This is a genomic window from Alicyclobacillus herbarius DSM 13609, from assembly GCF_000430585.1.
GTDB classification, from domain to species: domain Bacteria; phylum Bacillota; class Bacilli; order Alicyclobacillales; family Alicyclobacillaceae; genus Alicyclobacillus_G; species Alicyclobacillus_G herbarius.
In genome coordinates this window covers 121,312-136,878 of the sequence record NZ_AUMH01000010.1, presented here as the reverse complement: position 1 = coordinate 136,878, position 15,567 = coordinate 121,312, and the positions used below count along the sequence as shown (strand labels likewise).

At 57.4% G+C, this 15,567-nt stretch carries 15 protein-coding genes; 1 reads left to right on the top strand and 14 read right to left on the bottom strand.

The genetic code is table 11. From position 1 onward, the window contains the following. Positions 1 to 306 precede the first annotated feature (306 nt). The 10 genes from H522_RS0108725 to trpD form a co-directional block, all read right to left on the bottom strand. Positions 307 to 867, bottom strand: coding sequence for a YpiB family protein (locus tag H522_RS0108725; protein WP_026962016.1), 561 nt, complete (start codon positions 865 to 867; stop codon positions 307 to 309). A gap of 176 nt (positions 868 to 1,043) precedes the next feature. After that, the gene (locus H522_RS0108720; RefSeq protein ID WP_026962015.1) at positions 1,044 to 2,429 is read right to left on the bottom strand and encodes a helicase-associated domain-containing protein; all 1,386 of its coding nucleotides are present in this window, start codon (positions 2,427 to 2,429) and stop codon (positions 1,044 to 1,046) included. Positions 2,430 to 2,443: 14 nt separating this feature from the next. Beyond that, the gene (locus H522_RS18500) at positions 2,444 to 4,081 is read right to left on the bottom strand and encodes a DNA repair helicase XPB (RefSeq protein WP_035453168.1); all 1,638 of its coding nucleotides are present in this window, start codon (positions 4,079 to 4,081) and stop codon (positions 2,444 to 2,446) included. Between the two features lie 313 nt (positions 4,082 to 4,394). Further along, positions 4,395 to 5,348, bottom strand: a complete 954-nt coding sequence (locus H522_RS0108710; protein WP_026962014.1) for a prephenate dehydrogenase — start codon at positions 5,346 to 5,348, stop codon at positions 4,395 to 4,397. Positions 5,349 to 5,379: 31 nt separating this feature from the next. Then, positions 5,380 to 6,417 (bottom strand): 3-deoxy-7-phosphoheptulonate synthase, encoded by a 1,038-nt coding sequence (aroF, locus tag H522_RS0108705; protein WP_026962013.1) that lies wholly within the window; start codon positions 6,415 to 6,417, stop codon positions 5,380 to 5,382. 11 nt (positions 6,418 to 6,428) lie between these two features. Then, entirely contained in the window at positions 6,429 to 7,325 is an 897-nt protein-coding gene (gene trpA, locus H522_RS18495) for a tryptophan synthase subunit alpha (RefSeq protein WP_081411999.1), read from the bottom strand. Then, the gene (gene trpB, locus H522_RS0108695; RefSeq protein WP_026962012.1) at positions 7,312 to 8,547 is read right to left on the bottom strand and encodes a tryptophan synthase subunit beta; all 1,236 of its coding nucleotides are present in this window, start codon (positions 8,545 to 8,547) and stop codon (positions 7,312 to 7,314) included. Before trpB ends, trpA begins: the two co-directional genes overlap by 14 nt. Positions 8,548 to 8,582: 35 nt before the next feature. Beyond that, positions 8,583 to 9,308: a phosphoribosylanthranilate isomerase gene (locus H522_RS18490; protein ID WP_051344085.1), complete on the bottom strand. Its 726-nt coding sequence runs from the start codon at positions 9,306 to 9,308 to the stop codon at positions 8,583 to 8,585. After that, positions 9,305 to 10,126: an indole-3-glycerol phosphate synthase TrpC gene (gene trpC, locus H522_RS0108685; protein ID WP_026962011.1), complete on the bottom strand. Its 822-nt coding sequence runs from the start codon at positions 10,124 to 10,126 to the stop codon at positions 9,305 to 9,307. The genes H522_RS18490 and trpC overlap by 4 nt, the downstream gene beginning before the upstream one ends. Beyond that, positions 10,123 to 11,163 (bottom strand): anthranilate phosphoribosyltransferase, encoded by a 1,041-nt coding sequence (gene trpD / locus H522_RS0108680; protein ID WP_026962010.1) that lies wholly within the window; start codon positions 11,161 to 11,163, stop codon positions 10,123 to 10,125. Before trpD ends, trpC begins: the two co-directional genes overlap by 4 nt. 47 nt (positions 11,164 to 11,210) lie before the next feature. Here trpD and H522_RS21490 point away from each other — a divergent pair, with 47 nt between their 5' ends. Next, positions 11,211 to 11,450, top strand: coding sequence for a hypothetical protein (locus H522_RS21490; RefSeq protein WP_155836296.1), 240 nt, complete (start codon positions 11,211 to 11,213; stop codon positions 11,448 to 11,450). A gap of 90 nt (positions 11,451 to 11,540) precedes the next feature. Here the strand turns inward: H522_RS21490 and aroH are convergent, their stop codons facing one another. The 4 genes from aroH to H522_RS0108660 form a co-directional block, all read right to left on the bottom strand. Continuing rightward, the gene (gene aroH, locus H522_RS0108675) at positions 11,541 to 11,912 is read right to left on the bottom strand and encodes a chorismate mutase (protein ID WP_026962009.1); all 372 of its coding nucleotides are present in this window, start codon (positions 11,910 to 11,912) and stop codon (positions 11,541 to 11,543) included. A 234-nt stretch (positions 11,913 to 12,146) separates the two neighbouring features. Beyond that, a complete protein-coding gene (gene aroB / locus H522_RS0108670; RefSeq protein WP_026962008.1) occupies positions 12,147 to 13,241 on the bottom strand; it encodes a 3-dehydroquinate synthase in 1,095 nt (364 codons plus the stop codon). Then, positions 13,238 to 14,392 (bottom strand): chorismate synthase, encoded by a 1,155-nt coding sequence (aroC, locus tag H522_RS0108665; protein ID WP_035453244.1) that lies wholly within the window; start codon positions 14,390 to 14,392, stop codon positions 13,238 to 13,240. The genes aroB and aroC overlap by 4 nt, the downstream gene beginning before the upstream one ends. Before the next feature lie 169 nt (positions 14,393 to 14,561). Next, the gene (locus H522_RS0108660) at positions 14,562 to 15,554 is read right to left on the bottom strand and encodes a zinc-binding metallopeptidase family protein (RefSeq protein WP_026962006.1); all 993 of its coding nucleotides are present in this window, start codon (positions 15,552 to 15,554) and stop codon (positions 14,562 to 14,564) included. Positions 15,555 to 15,567 lie beyond the last annotated feature (13 nt).

The following is a 15,567-nucleotide window of genomic DNA, read 5'->3' as shown; positions in this document are numbered from 1 at the left end:
CAAGCGGTAGATGATGGATGCCGATGTTTTGCGGTTTTCAGGGCCGCCGGTCGATTGGCGACGCTGACTAATATAGCACGGCTATCGAAGAAGATCAAATGGAACCTTATGGATGTCATCGCTTAGTGGCGGGGAATGTGTTGCGGGAATTTCATTTCAAGTGTCGGAAACTAAACTTGAACGTCAATCACGTATTGGGTGCAAAAAGAAACCGCGGCTTCGACCGCGGTATGTCGCCTGCGGAGAAAACTTCACCGAACCGTGTGAACCGGATGTATGAACCGCCGCTAATGGGTAACGATACACTTACAAGCCAAGATTGGATTCGTCAAACTCAATCAGACGCTGGCTGGCTTGGTAAAAGGCTTCCCGATCCCCAGCGTCCAGACTTTGGTCGACATCAGCCATCAGTCGGGATCGTTGAAACCGTCGTATGGCTTGCTCAATGATAAGGTCAGCCTGGAGTGAGATCATCTCACGCACGGCGGGTTCTAACTCATGGGCTGGAACTTCTTCCAACACTGCCGCGTACGCAGCGCTCGTCGTTCGGTCCTTGAAGAAGAGGCCCACGTAAATATCCTCGTCTGGGTGCTGATAAAGATCGAGAAACGCTTGTTCAACATCTGTGGAGACAGGCTTGTTGCGGCGATAATAACGAAACGGGGCGACCGGTACACATGTTGTTGACATCACAATCACCCTGGGTAATTGCCGGAAGTTCTCAACAAAGTGAACCTTCCGCAGGACATTCTCACGAGTCATCATATAACGAATCAGCATTTCGGCCTCACGACTCTGCAGCTGATAGTTCGCGAGAAACCAGCGCAGGAAGTGTTTCTTCTCGGCAGTTGTGACCGTGCTACCCATGGCCGTCTCCTCCCTGATGGAGTTTTTCCGTTGTCGATTGAGGTCGACGCAGATGCTGTCAATAGTGAGAATTCTTCGTGTATTCTATTCGCGAAAGATGTGGCATTTTCCTGCTAATCCTGGCCGTCATTGGCCCGTTTTTCGTTGGATATACTGGTCGAAACCAGGCAAAATGATTAAGACCCCAGTGATCGACCTTCGTCGACGCCACCATCCTGTAGAGACTGTTCCAACTCGCGGAGCGTACGTTCGACATTGCCCGGAACGGGCGTCTGCGAGTACTTGGTCAAAAACTCCAGCCATCCGGATATGGCCCCTCCTTCCCGAATGCCGTGCTGAAGACTGTTTCTGCTCATCCGATACACCCGTAACGCACCGCTTTGTCCAAGGTCTGAAAACTGTGCGAGAATCGCGGTCAGACGAGGGTTTTCTGCCGTAACCAGAATATCGAAGTTGGGCTGGACGATGAGCACCCTCTGGTCATCGCCCCCTCGCGGTTCTGAAACCGAAATTGCATCCGGTGTTAGCAATTCTTGACCAAGTTTCGTGATTTGAAACCACCGTTCTCCGACATCGTCATCCCCGGTTCTAAGGATGCCGAGGTGCGTCAACATCTTAATGATGCGGGTCCTCCACACCTGTTCCTTGGTATCGTAATAATATTCGTTAATCAGGGGTTCTAATGCCTGAAACATCGAATCGCTGTGGATCCACCCCGGCTGCGCCCGACCTATCACCTGTGTCAACAACGGCAGACGGGTGATGGGACGACGATACAGACTCAGATAAAACCGCAGCAAGGCACGCTGCCGTTCCAACTGGCCCATGGCCAGCCATTTTTCGCGCTCAGGACGTGTGCGAAGGCGGCCCTCCGCCCCCTCTTCAATCAGTCCGGCATGGTACGCGAAGTCGTATATCAACGCAAAGCGATCCGGATAATCATGAAAACGGCGCCCATATCCAAATCGCCACCCTCCGCTCAAAGGCGCTTCCTCCACTTCCAATAAGTGCAGGACTTGTTGGAGGTGACGTTTGTACATGGCACCGCCTTGCGTCAAGAGAATATCGTGGTGATCGACAAACTCCAGAAAAACATCCAGGTCGTGACTGAGGGCGTACCCTTCCTCCGCATAGATTACCGGGCCGGTTTCTTGTTGGCGAACCGCTTGCATGACGTGACGAATCAGACGCTCCTGTAGGGCCTCCCGTAATTCATCAGGCAGGAGATACAACCGCCGACCGTCAATCCGCGTCGTCGCATACAGCCACCCTTCACGTACGGCGGTTTCCACCACGGCGACTTCCCAATCGGAAAAAAATCCGGCTACCTCCTCCTCGGTCAGCGGCCGCGCCGCAGCAAGGCAGAGGCGAAGCATGGAGAATTCCCGTCCGTCCAGCCACGTCTCCAAACACTCGGAAAGAAACCGCGGATTACGAAACGACAACAAGATTTCTTGGATCATCTCCATCTTGGAGTGGCGAGAGCACGCAAACCCGTAATGGTCTGCAATCTTTCGCAATGTAGCCACATCGGCGTCATTTAGACATTCCACCAAGCGCACAAGCAGACACCCTTTCAGACAAGACTGATTTCAGTGGCGCCCATCATTTGATACCGATACCCCTGTTCGACCAGGAACATCTGCCGGTGACGGGCCTTCTCTTCTTCCACGCTCTTTTCTGTGACTAGCGTGTAGAATATGCCCGATCCGCCCTCTGGCCGCAACAAGCGGCCCAACCGCTGGGCTTCCTCCTGGCGTGAACCAAACAGCCCGGACACCTGGATGGCGACCGTAGCTGTTGGGAGGTCAATCGCCATATTGGCAATCCTAGACAGAGCCAGGATGCGCACATGGCCCTCGCGAAATGCGTTGTATAGTGTGTCGCGGCGGGATTTCGGCGTCTTGCCGGTCAAAAGTGGGCACCCCACCGTGCGAGAAACTAGCGATAAGGAATCCAGATAATGACCGAGAATCAGGACCTTGGCCTCTGGGTGCCGCCGAACGAGATGTTTCACCACTTGCACCTTTTTCCGGTTCTCGCTGGCCAAGCGGTGTTTTTCGCGTGCGCTCGCTTCGAGGTAGCTGTTCAAGTCGTGCGGATCCCAAGGTACACGGACCTCCACACACGTAACCGAGGATAGGTATCCTTCATGTTCCAAAAGTTTCCACTGAACCTCGTACAGCTTTGGGCCGATTAAACTAAAGACGTCTGCCGTCAGGCCGTCTTCACGAATCAACGTAGCGGTCAGACCGAGTCGACGCGCTCCCTGCAGTTCCGCGGCCAAACGAAACAACGGTGCAGGCAACATGTGCACTTCATCGTAGATCACAAGTCCCCACGGATAGCGGGTGAGGCGCTCGAGATTTCTGTATATCCCTGACCGGTTGCGCGCCGCCACACGCTGGTATGTCGTGATGGTAATCGGGTATGGTGCACGACCTGGACGATACAAGTCTATGGTCCCCTCGTCCGCCTGGCACCAGCGCGTCAACTCCCGTTTCCACTGCAGGGCGGCCTCTTCTCCAGGAGTCAGAATCAAGGTATGCTGTTGGAGTTTTGCCAAAATAGCAATCCCGACGACTGTCTTCCCTGCCCCACAGGGCAGTACGATAATGCCGCTGTGGCCTTCCCCCTCCGCGAAAAAGGAGTTCACCGCTTCGGTTTGATATTCCCGCAACCGCAGGCAAGGGCGAAGGGAGATAGCAAGATTGGGCGCAGTCTGGTACTCTGTCCGGTCTAAAACTGGATATCCGAGACGACCAAGCGCCCGCTTGACATCGGCTCGATGGCGCGTCGAGAAGATAATCCCCTGCGCATCCCAACTCTCAATCCAAAGCGCCAACGAATCCGATTGGGCCAGAGTTTCCAGAACACGCGCGTCTCCCTGCAATCTCACGTGCGTCCCTTGGTGGGTCGTGCACAACTCTAAGCGTCCCCATTTGTTCATTTCTTCGTAGACCATTTGCTGAAATGAGAAGGGTAATGGATGGGCCGTGTGTTTTCGTAGGAAAGACAAAACCTCTCGCCCCGTCATTCCCCGGGTCGCAGCCTGCCAGAGAGAAAGGGGACGAATCTGATAGACGTGAACGGAATCCAGTTGTTGAATGAGTTCCGCAAACCCTCTCAGTGTGGACTGTACCTGAGGGTATTCAGGTGCGTCTGCCCTCGCCGTCAATGTTCCGTCCGCATGTACGTATAAAATTCCGGACATGCCCGCCCTCTCCTTGGGTGACTCAACCCAGTCCACTTGCCGCCTAAACCGGCTGGGAAACAAAATGGAATTCTTTGCTTATTATGCGGTCATGCCCGGGCCTTTATACCTGAGAAAGCCCCCGAAACCACAAACGCGGACGGGGACGCGTGTAAACGTTTTCTGAAAAAAAGGGGACGCCTCACGGCGTCCCAAAATATTTCTGCTAGGAGTGGAGAGAAATCAGAACAAAACACCCTTCGCGAGAAGCATACATCCGTATGCAAGCGCTGTCAATAGGTCATCCTGCCAATTCGGGCTCGTGTCTGGAATCTTATTCACGTCCTTGTTCAGGTCGCATCCGGCGTACTGTTTGCCACTGCTCATGGTGTAACCGGGCCGTCTCAAGCAGCCTCGCAACTTCTTCGGCATCGTTTTGCATCAGGGCTTGCGCAAAATCCCCCAAAGCACCCCGGATCCGCTCGATATGGGCTGTTACGGCCTCACGATTCGCAAGCAAAGTTGAAACCCAAAACGAGGAAGGGGACGCAGCCAGACGCGTGACATCCCGAAACCCAGGGCCTGTCAACTGTCCCCAAACATTGCTTTGCGCGTGGCTTTCCGTGATGGCCTGAGCATAAGCGGTCATGACCGCCAACGAGGCCACATGCACGCCATGACTGACGGCTGCCATCGCCCGGTCATGCTCTTGCGCAGATGCCACCTCGACAACGTACGCACCCATGGCTCGAAACATCGTCTCTACACGTTGACACGCGGGCCAGCCAGCAATGACAAGCCACGAAGCGCCGACGAACAAGTCTCCACGTGCCGCCAATGGACCGCCAGCGGCCGCCCCGGCCATCGGGTGGGTTGGGGCAAACCGTTCTTGCAAGTTCAGCTCCGTTGCCCTGGTAATCAAGGGCTGTTTTACACTGCAGACATCGAATACCCAGTGCGCCCTGTCGGCCACATCGGCGAGGAGGTGACAGGCTGCCTGCACGGGCACAGCCAGTACTCCCACATCGAACGTATCCTCCGGAAGCGCGTCCAGCACATCGTCAAATACCCGTTGACCCGCTGCGGTCTCTGCCCGTTGCGCTCCATCCCCAGAACTGTTCAGCTCGTTTTGGGGCAAGATGAGACTCCGTGCCTGTGCTCGATGGTCCGGATTGGTTTCCACCCCGACGATGCGTGCGTTCGCCTCCACCTTCCGCCAGGCCATGGCGATGGAAGCGCCAATCAATCCACACCCAATCACAAGCAGGGAGACAGGTTTTGCACCCATGTCTCCCGCTTGTTCGCCACTTGTCCTCGTATTACACCTCTCCAGCATACAAAGCTTCCTGCGCCGGCTCCAACGCTCTCGCCACCCGGCGCACTTCGTCCACCATCGAGGCAAACCGGTCGAGCGTCAGGGACTGCGGCCCATCCGACAACGCCTCGGCAGGATTCGGGTGAATCTCGACGATGACACCGTTCGCACCAGCCGCAATGCCGGCCCGAGCCATGGCCGTCACATAACGCCAATTCCCCACACCGTGACTCGGATCGACCAAGATGGGAAGGTGTGACAGGTGCTGCACCACTGGTACCGCGTTAAGGTCTAACGTGTTGCGCGTATATGTCTCAAACGTGCGAATTCCTCGCTCGCAGAGAATGACATTCGGATTGCCTTCCGACAGAATGTATTCAGCCGACATTAACCATTCCTCAATGGTCGCCGACAATCCCCGCTTTAACAGCACTGGCTTGTCGGTTTTGCCCACTGCCTTCAGCAAAGGGAAGTTCTGCATGTTACGGGCGCCAATCTGCAGAACGTCCACGTACTCCAGGAACATCGGGATTTGCCCAATTTCCATAACCTCGGAGACAATCGGCAGCCCGGTTTGTTCACGTGCCTCCGCGAGATAGCGCAGCCCCGTTTCTCCGAGGCCCTGGAAGGAATACGGAGAGGACCTGGGTTTAAACGCACCGCCGCGAAGCATGTGTCCCCCGACCTGTTTCACAAACTGCGCAATCTCAATGATCTGATCTCTCGACTCGACGGAACACGGACCTGCAATCAGGGTGCGCTCGCTGCCACCGACCACGTGATGGCCCACTTGAACCAAGGTATCTTGAGGGTGGAAGGCGCGGTTGGCGAGTTTGAATGGTTTACTGACCGTTACCACTTTCTCCACCCCTTCCATAGATTCCACGGGCAACTCTAATACCTTTTCGCGTGGCCCGATGATGCCGATGATTGTCTTTTCTTCACCTTTGGATAAATGTACGCCCAGCCCTTTCGCTTTCAACAATTCGCTGACCGCATCAATCTGCGACTGGGTCGCATCCTCCTTCATGACGACAATCATGTCTCTCCCTCCTATCTCTGCGCCACTTGGGTGGCATCCACTTGTGGGCGAGCGAGCGCTGAAGCAAGCTCCGCTGCAAACGAGCCGACCTGCTCAACGACTGCTTGCCTGCTCGACGTGCGAACACCCGCGAACTCTGGCTGCTGAATTGTGACTGGGGCGCCGGCACCTCGCGTCTCCGCCAAGGCCTCCTCGACGCGGCGTACAAAGGCACTCCCGACAATCACCCCATCCGCGTATGCGGCAACCTCTTGAGCCTGCTGCGGGGTACTGACCCCGAATCCAACCGCCGCAGGGAGCTGCGAATGCCGTTTTACCGTGGCCACTAATTCTTGAACCCGGTTGGATAACGTAGCCCGCTCCCCCGTCACCCCCAAGGAGGAAACGCAGTAGACGAAACCACGTGCATGCGCGCAAATTTGTTCGATCCGTTCCTCCCCCGACGTGGGGGCAACCAGGGGGATTAAGGCGATGTCCGCAGCATCGGCCAACTCCCGCAGCGGCGCACTTTCTTCCAGCGGCAAGTCTGGCAGGATGACGCCGTCCGCACCCGCCGCGCGGGCGTCGCGGAAAAACCGTTCTGGGCCGTACTGTAAAACCGGATTGATGTAGCTGAATAGGACGAGTCCAGTCCGTTCATGGTGACGGCGCAAAGACGCGCACACGTCAAAGGCCATCGGCAGGATAAAGCCGCTTTGCAAGCTACGCAGTGCCGCAGCCTGAATGACCGGCCCATCCGCGAGCGGATCGGAATACGGGATGCCGATTTCCACAATATCCGCTCCGGCAGCGATGACCGCGTCAAAGGCCGAGAGCGACGTGTCGAGATCCGGATCGCCAGCGGTCAAGAAGGGAATCAGTGCGGCCTGCTTCGTCTGGTTTTGAAACGCGCGTTCAATCCTCTGCATGTCCGGCCCCTCCCTGCTCCAGTCGAGCGATTTGCTCGACGTCTTTGTCGCCGCGACCCGATAAACAAACCACAAGAATGTGGTCTTTGGGCAGTTCAGGAGCTATCCGGACGACATGGGCAATCGCGTGGGCGCTCTCCAGAGCCGGAATGATGCCTTCCATCTTGGAGAGCAAATAGAATGCCTCCAACGCTTCCGCATCGGTGACCGGGACATACGAGGCTCGTTTTGTATCATGCAGCCAAGCGTGTTCCGGGCCGATGCCTGGGTAATCCAGACCGGCCGAAATGGAGTGTGCCGGCGTGACCTGCCCCCACTCGTCCTGCAAAAGGTAGGTTCGCGCTCCGTGCAGCACACCGGGGCGGCCCTTTGCGATGCTTAGCGCGTGCAGTCCGGTATCCACACCTTTGCCGGCTGCTTCTACGCCTATCAATTGGACCGTCTCGTCGGCGATGAATGGATAGAACATTCCCATCGCATTGCTGCCGCCGCCCACGCAGGCAATCAGCGCATCCGGGAGCCTTCCTTCGGCTTCTAGAATCTGCTCGCGCGTTTCATCGCCAATGATCCGCTGAAAATCGCGGACAATTTGGGGGTACGGATGCGGCCCCACGACGGACCCGATGATGTAGTACGTATCTTCGACATGGGCTACCCAATGACGAATGGCCTCGTTGGTCGCATCCTTCAACGTGCGCGTGCCGGTGGACGCGGGAACCACTTCAGCCCCAAGCATCCGCATGCGAAACACGTTGAGAGCCTGGCGCCGCATGTCTTCTTCACCCATGAACACGGTACACTTTAACCCAAATCGCGCTGCGACAGTGGCTGTTGCTACCCCGTGTTGTCCGGCCCCGGTTTCTGCAATCACCCGTTTCTTACCGGTATAGACCGCCAGGAGCGCCTGTCCGATGGTGTTGTTGATTTTATGCGCACCCGTATGATTTAAATCTTCCCGTTTCAGGTAGATTTTTGCGCCCCCCAGGTGTTTGCTGAGCCGTTCCGCATAGTACAAAGGTGTCGGGCGGCCCGCATATTGGCGCAGATAGTAAGACAAATCATGCTGAAAACCAGGGTCTTGAATCAAACGGTGATAATCCGTCTCTAGTTGGTGCAAGGCGGTCATCAGCGTCTCCGGCACATATCGCCCGCCAAAGGCTCCGAAGCGGCCGTGTTTATCCGGAAACGGCGTGGTTGATTGTTGACGAAATTGCGTGTCCATGGTTCGGTTATCTCGAATCGCGTTTGAAAGTTGTGTCATGACTGGGTCACCGCCTGTTTGAACTCCCTTTCACCTTGCACCGTGCTTGTTGTGGAGACCACCGCTTGAATCAGAGCCTGAATCCGTTCTGGAGACTTACGTCCCCCGACCTCTACACCTGAGGAAACATCCAATCCATCCGGTACAAAGAGTGATAGGCACTCGCCCACATTGTCGGGGCGAATTCCACCTGCAATCCATAACGGTGGACGTTTCGAACCGAGGAGATCCGCTAGACTGGGTAGTACCTGCCAGTCGAAACGTCGTCCGTGTCCACCGGTTACGGTTTGAGCTCGCGCCGGCGGCGCGGCATCCAGCAAAATGCCGTCCACCGTGTCGAGAAAGGGACGAATCCGGTTGGCCATCGCTACGGCCAGGTCTCCCTCGACTCTGTCCGGAACCGAGAGCGCCTTCCAAACTGTGTATCCGCGCGTTTTCAACTGTCGGCAAAACTCCGGTGTTTCACGGCCGTGCAGCTGCACGTGACGAAGCTCTGCGCGCTCGCAGATAGCTTCAATCCGGTCGATGTCTTCATCGACCATCACGCCGACGGCCGTACACGAGGCCGGCAGGGAACGTACAAGCGGCCTGGCTTGTTCCGGTGAAAGGTATCTGCGGCTAGCTGAGACGAACACAAACCCTACGTGTTCTACCTGTGTGTGAACCGTAAAGGACAGGTCATCTCCCGGCTGGAGACCACAGATTTTAATCCCAGGCTTCACTTTCCTGCACCGCCCTTTGCCACCGCGAAACGAGGGACCTGCAAGCTTTTCATCAATTCCCGCACGCGCTCGGGCGTTTCTTGCCGCATCAACGATTCTCCCACCAATAACCCGCATACTCCGCTGGCCGCCAGACGCTCCGCATCCGCGCGTGAATGCACGCCGCTTTCGGAAATCGTCGGGACACCGTCGGGAATCTGCCGCCGCAGGCGCACCGTGGTATTTAAGTCCACATGGAACGTATGCAAATTGCGATTGTTGATGCCCAACACGGACGGGTTGGCGCTGAGCGCGGCCGGCAGTTCTTCCTCCGCGTGCACTTCAATCAGCACATCCAGCCCCAAACTTTTTGCATACGCCGAGAGTTCTCGCAATCGCGGTTCCGACAACGCCGCGACAATCAGCAGTACAGCATCGGCGCCGGCGATGCGTGCCTCACGCACCTGAATCTCGTCGATGATGAAGTCTTTACGCAGTACGGGGAGCGCAACGGCTTCGTGAACCCGGCGGAGGTCCGTGATGCTACCCTGAAAATATCGCGTATCTGTGAGAACCGAAACGGCGGCTGCACCGGCTTGTTCATAGGTTCGAGCAATGGCAACTGGATGAAAGTCGGTCGCAATTTGCCCTTTGGAGGGGCTCGCCTGTTTCACTTCTGCAATCACAGACAGCGACGGGCTCTTTTGGAGCGCATGGGCAAATCCACGGCATGGCGGCAGGGCGTTCACGTCTGGCCACTTGCCCAAACGGTTCTGGCGACGCAGTTCAGCAACCTCATCGCGTTTCGTGGCTAAGATCCGTTCGAGAAACGTGGTCATTGCGCGACCTCCTCCGTCTGGGCTACACGTGTTGCCTGAATGTACTTGTGCAAGGTCTCCTCGGCCGCCCCACTGTCCACTTGATGAGCCGCCAGTTCGACACCTTCGCGTATGCTCCCGACAATGCCGGAAACATACAAAACCGCGCCCGTGTTGTATAAAACGACATCCCGCGCAGGACCGAGCTTTCCGGCCAAGATGCTGCGAATCTGCTCTGCATTGGCTGCCGCATCGCCCCCGATGATTGCCTCCACCGGGGCTCTGGACAACCCAACCTGCTCGGGAGAGAGCGTGTATTCGTGCAATTGCCCGTTTCGCACTTCGGCGACCAGGGTCTCGCCCGCGAGTGAAAATTCATCCAATCCGCCGGCCCCATGGACTACGAGCGCATGTTCGCTGCCTAACTCGAGGAGTGCTGCTCCTACCTTCTTGACGAGGTCCTGTCGGAATACGCCGATGACTTGGCGCTTCGCATTGGCCGGATTCGTCAAGGGGCCGAGAATATTGAAAATGGTGCGAAAACCAAGTTGTCGCCTGGTCTCTGCGGCGTACTTTAAGGCCGGGTGGTAACTCGGGGCAAAGAGAAAACTGAATCCGCAGACCTTCAGACACTCCAGAGCCTCCGCCACAGTCAAGTCGACACGGGCGCCGAGTGCCTGCAGGACATCGGCACTGCCGCTCTTGCTCGACACCGCTCGGTTTCCGTGTTTTGCCACCCGTGCTCCGGCAGACGCCGCAATGAAAGCCGCAGTCGTGGATATATTCAAAGTTCCGATGCCGTCACCACCGGTACCGCACGTATCGACCACGTCGAACGGTACCTGAACGTGAGTGCCATGGCTGCGCATGGCGCGGGCGAAGCCAACAATTTCCGCCACAGTCTCACCGCGCACCGCCATGGCCGACGCAAACGCGGCAATATGGACCGGCGTCAGCTGTCCCTCCATCAATTGGTTCATCAGTCGTTCTGCCGTGTCCGCGCTCAACGTCCGTCCCTCGGCGACCTGCTTCAGGACATCCAGTACAAAATCGCTCATCCAAACTCGTCTCCTCTCATCTCGTCTCGCCTCGTGGAGAAAATCCGATGGCGCACGCTGCGGCCGACAAGACACAGGTCGATAAGCCGCTGCTGGCAGGTGCCTATCCCCAGAATGAACGAAACCGCAGGCTGAGAGCCGGCCGCTCAGCAACCTGCGGATACGCCTTCCGAAGACAGCGTGCTCACCACAACTGGCAACCGGTCAGGCGGCGATGCGTCGCCACCAAACCCTATTTACCCGGACTCAGCTCCACTCCACTCAACTCTGTCAAGCACTTTGCTTGATAACGAAACTCTCAATCAATGATGTGTATATGATATGTGCTATCCAGCCCTTCGTCAACCGTAGCAAATGCCCGAGTCCAGAACTATCGCTCAACCCGCCAGGTCGGGTCGCAATCTGACCGCCTCACCCAAATAGACGTGAATCATCTCCGATTGCGCCTTATCGGTATTCACATGGACCAAGACACGAATGCAGTGTTCCAACGCCCCTTCGACTGCCACCTCGCTCGCACACATGAGAGGAACCCATTGCCATCCTGGAAAACTGCGGACTGCTTTGGCTGGAAAGCAGGCGGTTAAATCCGGGGTCATCGTAAGCAATACACTTACCACGTCTTCAGGTTGCAAATGATTACGTTCCACGATTTGCTTCATCAGGTCCTTCGTAGCGTTCAGAATGGCTTCCGTCGAGTTTTCTTTCACGGTTACGGCGCCGCGAATGCCTCGCACCGAGGTCGACAAAGCAATTCCCTCCTTGGTGGCTCATCCATGGATGCCAGACGGTCTATAAGTGCATATCCGGAGAGGGGTTAGGTAGGACCCAAGCAGTGCAAGGAAGCTAGCCCAAAATGCGAGCCGGGCCTGGTCGCCAGGATAACAGTTCAGTGGACTGTTGTCCCGTTTAGGCCGGGCGATAGCGGAATCTCTGACCCCTTTCCGGACTACTTCTCGGATGACGATGCCCGTCGCCAGGCCCTAGGTCGTACGCAAACGAGCACGCCAGGCTGTAGCTAGTTCCTCTCGGCCGATGCCACGCACAATTTCCACTCGGCCAATGCCTGCGGGCAAGGCGAAGGTCCAGCCATCATACCGATTTTTCTTATCCCGCGCTAAGACAGCCAGGATGGTGTCCAGTGGATAGTCGGGTACCTCGGTCGGCAAACCGTGCTGCCGTAATACCGTAATCATCCGATCCCGCTCAGTCTCCGACAACAGGCCTCTGGCCACGGCCAAGTCTGCCTCAACCGCCATGCCGATGGCCACCGCTTCGCCGTGACTCAATTCGTACTCGGAAACCTGTTCGACGGCATGTCCCACCGTGTGGCCGAGGTTCAAGACCATGCGCAAGCCGCTCTCCTGTTCGTCGGCCTCGACAATCCCGATTTTTACACGAGCCGCCTCGGCCACCAGCTGCTCCGCCGCCTTCGCGCCAGGATAGGATGGGACGGGAGACGCTTCCAACCGCGCAAACAGTTCCGGGTTCCCAATGATACCGTGTTTGATAACTTCCGCCATGCCCGACCGCCACTGCCCCTCCGGCAAGGTGGCCAGACACTCGGTGTCGAACAGGACAGCCGCCGGTTGATGGAAAGCGCCAACCAGGTTTTTCCCTTCCGGCAGATTCACGCCTACCTTGCCGCCGATGCTGCTGTCGTGCGCCAACAGTGTGGTCGGCACCTGTACAAACAGAACGCCACGCAGGTATGTGGCTGCGACAAACCCGGCCAAGTCCCCAACCATTCCGCCGCCGACCGCCACGACCACGCCGTCACGGCGGATCTGCGCCGAAAGCATCTGTTGATAGAGTTGATAGGCGTTGGTCCATGATTTACTGGCGTCTCCCGGCGGCACGACCGCCGTGGCCACCGGGTATCCGGCACCTCGGCAGGCGTCTTCGACATCCCGCAAAATCCCCATCGTGCGAATGGTTTCATCCCCGACGAGAAACAAAGCGCGGTTTGGCGATAGCCCCAGACGGCGAAGCTCCTCGCCGACGTCATGTCGCAGTCCAGGCCCAATGACAAACGGATACGTGCGAGACGACGTATGCACGTCGATGCGCGTGGTCATCGGCCTGCCACCCGCTTCTGATACATCTCGACATGATCGCGAATCTGCGGCAGCGAATCGTTCCCGAATTTCTCCAGGAAAGCATCCGCCATCACCCAGGCCACCACATTTTCGGCCACAACGGCCGCCGCTGGAACGGCGCAATAATCAGACCGCTCGACCGCTGCCGGTTCGACTTCCTTCGTCCGCATATTCACACTGTTAAGCGGTTTATACAGCGTGGAGATGGGCTTCATCGCCCCGCGGATGACCACCGGCTCTCCGTTGGTTACGCCGCCTTCCAGACCCCCGGCGCCATTGCTTGGTCGAATGTACCTGCGGCCATCGTGTGCAATCGGATCGTGCACACGGGAGCCAAAGCGGCGTGCCGCTTCAAACCCCAGGCCAATCTCCACACCCTTGATGGCCTGAATACTCATCACCGCCGCAGCCAAACGCCCGTCCAACTTGCGGTCCGGGTGAACGTAACTCCCGAGCCCCACCGGGCAGCCGACCACCTGGACTTCAAAAACGCCGCCGACCGTATCCCCGCGCTCCTTCGCTTCGTCAATGCGGGCAATCATCTCCGCTTCCGCCGCAGCATCCGCGCAACGGACGGGGGAGGCTTCCGCAGCGGCGCGAATCTCCGCCAGGTCTTCGGGTAGTTGCTTGACGCTCACCCCACCGAGTTCGACCACGTGGCTGACGATGTCAATTCCAAATTGCGCCAACAATTGCCTAGCCAGCGCACCGGCCGCGACCATGGTGGCCGTGTTGCGAGCGCTCGCCCGCTCCAACACGTTACGGATGTCTTCGTGGTCGTACTTAATCGCGCCCGCCAGATCAGCATGTCCGGGACGAGGACGTTCCACCACCTTCAGGTTGTCCGGCGCATCGCCAAACACCGCCATTCGCTCCTGCCAATTCTTAAAATCGCGATTGACAATATGCATGGTGATGGGGGTACCCAGCGTGCGGCCGAAGCGGACACCGCTGGTAATTTCTACCGCATCCGATTCAATTTGCATGCGCCGGCCGCGGCCATAGCCTTGTTGGCGGCGGCGCAGCTGCTCGTCAATCGCGTCTTTGTTCACAGGCAGTTGACTCGGAAACCCTTCGACAATGACGGTCAATTCCGGTCCGTGCGATTCACCGGCCGTCAAGTAACGAATCACAGGTGTCACGCTCCTCACTCGACTCCACTCTATCTCTTCTATCAGAAAAGTATTGCGGACATTATATCACCTTTTTCTGCTGTCCGCTTGCTTTTTCCACGCCGTATCCGAGCCATGCCACGTTTACAGCCCCGCTAGTGATTCCGAGCGAAGGACGAGACTGTCCTTATTCCTCGGCTCCCACCGCCGTCAACAAGCGCACCGCTGCCTCCGCGTCCCGTAGGTCAACGACGGTTGAAACCGCGCCCACGTAGCGCGCCGGATAGCTGATGCCGGCCGTAGGGATCCCCGCCATCGCTAACTGGACACTTCCCGCCTCGGATACACCCCGCGGCCAGACCTCATATTGCAGCGGGATGCCGTTTTTCTCCGCTACGGTTTCCATCCGTCGTTTCAAATCGAGCGGGATGATGGAGGTGCCGTCCATCACCTTGATGGCTGGGCCCTGACCGAGTTTTAACTCCATCCGCCGGCAACCCGGCGCGTCCCCTGCGGGTGCCGCGTCCACCACAAAGGCCAGATCCGGTTCCAATTGCACGGCAGCCGGCCGCGCTCCACGCGCACCGACGGCGCCCTGTGCGGTGAATACCACAGAGACGTTCCTTCCGTTTGCCGCCAGAGCACGAAACGCAGACGCCGCCACCGCACAGCCTACACGATTGTCCAGGGCCCTACCCGCGAGACGATAGCGAGTCAAAGAGACGACCGGATCGACCACCACTCCAGACAGGCCAATCTTCACTTTTTCCAGCGCCTCGTCGCGGTTTTCCGCGCCAATATCCACGTACAGGTGGTCAAAGCCAACATGCTCAATGTCCACCTTGGTCTCCACCTGCACAACGCCCGTCAGCCCGCCGACGAACTCGACCCGTCGCCCAATCAATTCCCGGGCTTCCAGCGCTCCGATGGAAATCAACCGAAGAAATCCATCGTCGTCGATGTGAATGACCATCACACCCGGTTCATCCGCGTGTGCCGTTAGCATCACGTGCGGGCCAGACCCGTGTTTGCGCGCAATCCCGTTGCCAAGGGTATCCATCCACACTTCATCGGCTATGTCCCGCACAAGGTCCAAGAGGGCCTCTTGCAACTCCCGTTCCGCCCCTGACGGCGCCACATAGGTACAAAGGCGTTCAATCTGTTCTTTTAGTCCGGACATCCGGCATCCTCCC

Bases quoted from the DNA above. Each gene is read 5' to 3' on its own strand.
- trpD (WP_026962010.1), bottom strand. From the start codon at position 11,163: ATGAGCGATTTTGTACTGGATGTCCTGAAGCAGGTCGCCGAGGGACGG.
- trpA (WP_081411999.1), bottom strand. From the start codon at position 7,325: ATGCAGAGGATTGAACGCGCGTTTCAAAACCAGACGAAGCAGGCCGCA.
- H522_RS0108710 (WP_026962014.1), bottom strand. From the start codon at position 5,348: ATGGGTGCAAAACCTGTCTCCCTGCTTGTGATTGGGTGTGGATTGATT.
- H522_RS0108725 (WP_026962016.1), bottom strand. From the start codon at position 867: ATGGGTAGCACGGTCACAACTGCCGAGAAGAAACACTTCCTGCGCTGG.
- aroF (WP_026962013.1), bottom strand. From the start codon at position 6,417: ATGATTGTCGTCATGAAGGAGGATGCGACCCAGTCGCAGATTGATGCG.
- trpC (WP_026962011.1), bottom strand. From the start codon at position 10,126: ATGACCACGTTTCTCGAACGGATCTTAGCCACGAAACGCGATGAGGTT.
- trpB (WP_026962012.1), bottom strand. From the start codon at position 8,547: ATGGACACGCAATTTCGTCAACAATCAACCACGCCGTTTCCGGATAAA.
- H522_RS18500 (WP_035453168.1), bottom strand. From the start codon at position 4,081: ATGTCCGGAATTTTATACGTACATGCGGACGGAACATTGACGGCGAGG.
- H522_RS21490 (WP_155836296.1), top strand. From the start codon at position 11,211: ATGGCGCACGCTGCGGCCGACAAGACACAGGTCGATAAGCCGCTGCTG.
- H522_RS0108660 (WP_026962006.1), bottom strand. From the start codon at position 15,554: ATGTCCGGACTAAAAGAACAGATTGAACGCCTTTGTACCTATGTGGCG.
- aroB (WP_026962008.1), bottom strand. From the start codon at position 13,241: ATGACCACGCGCATCGACGTGCATACGTCGTCTCGCACGTATCCGTTT.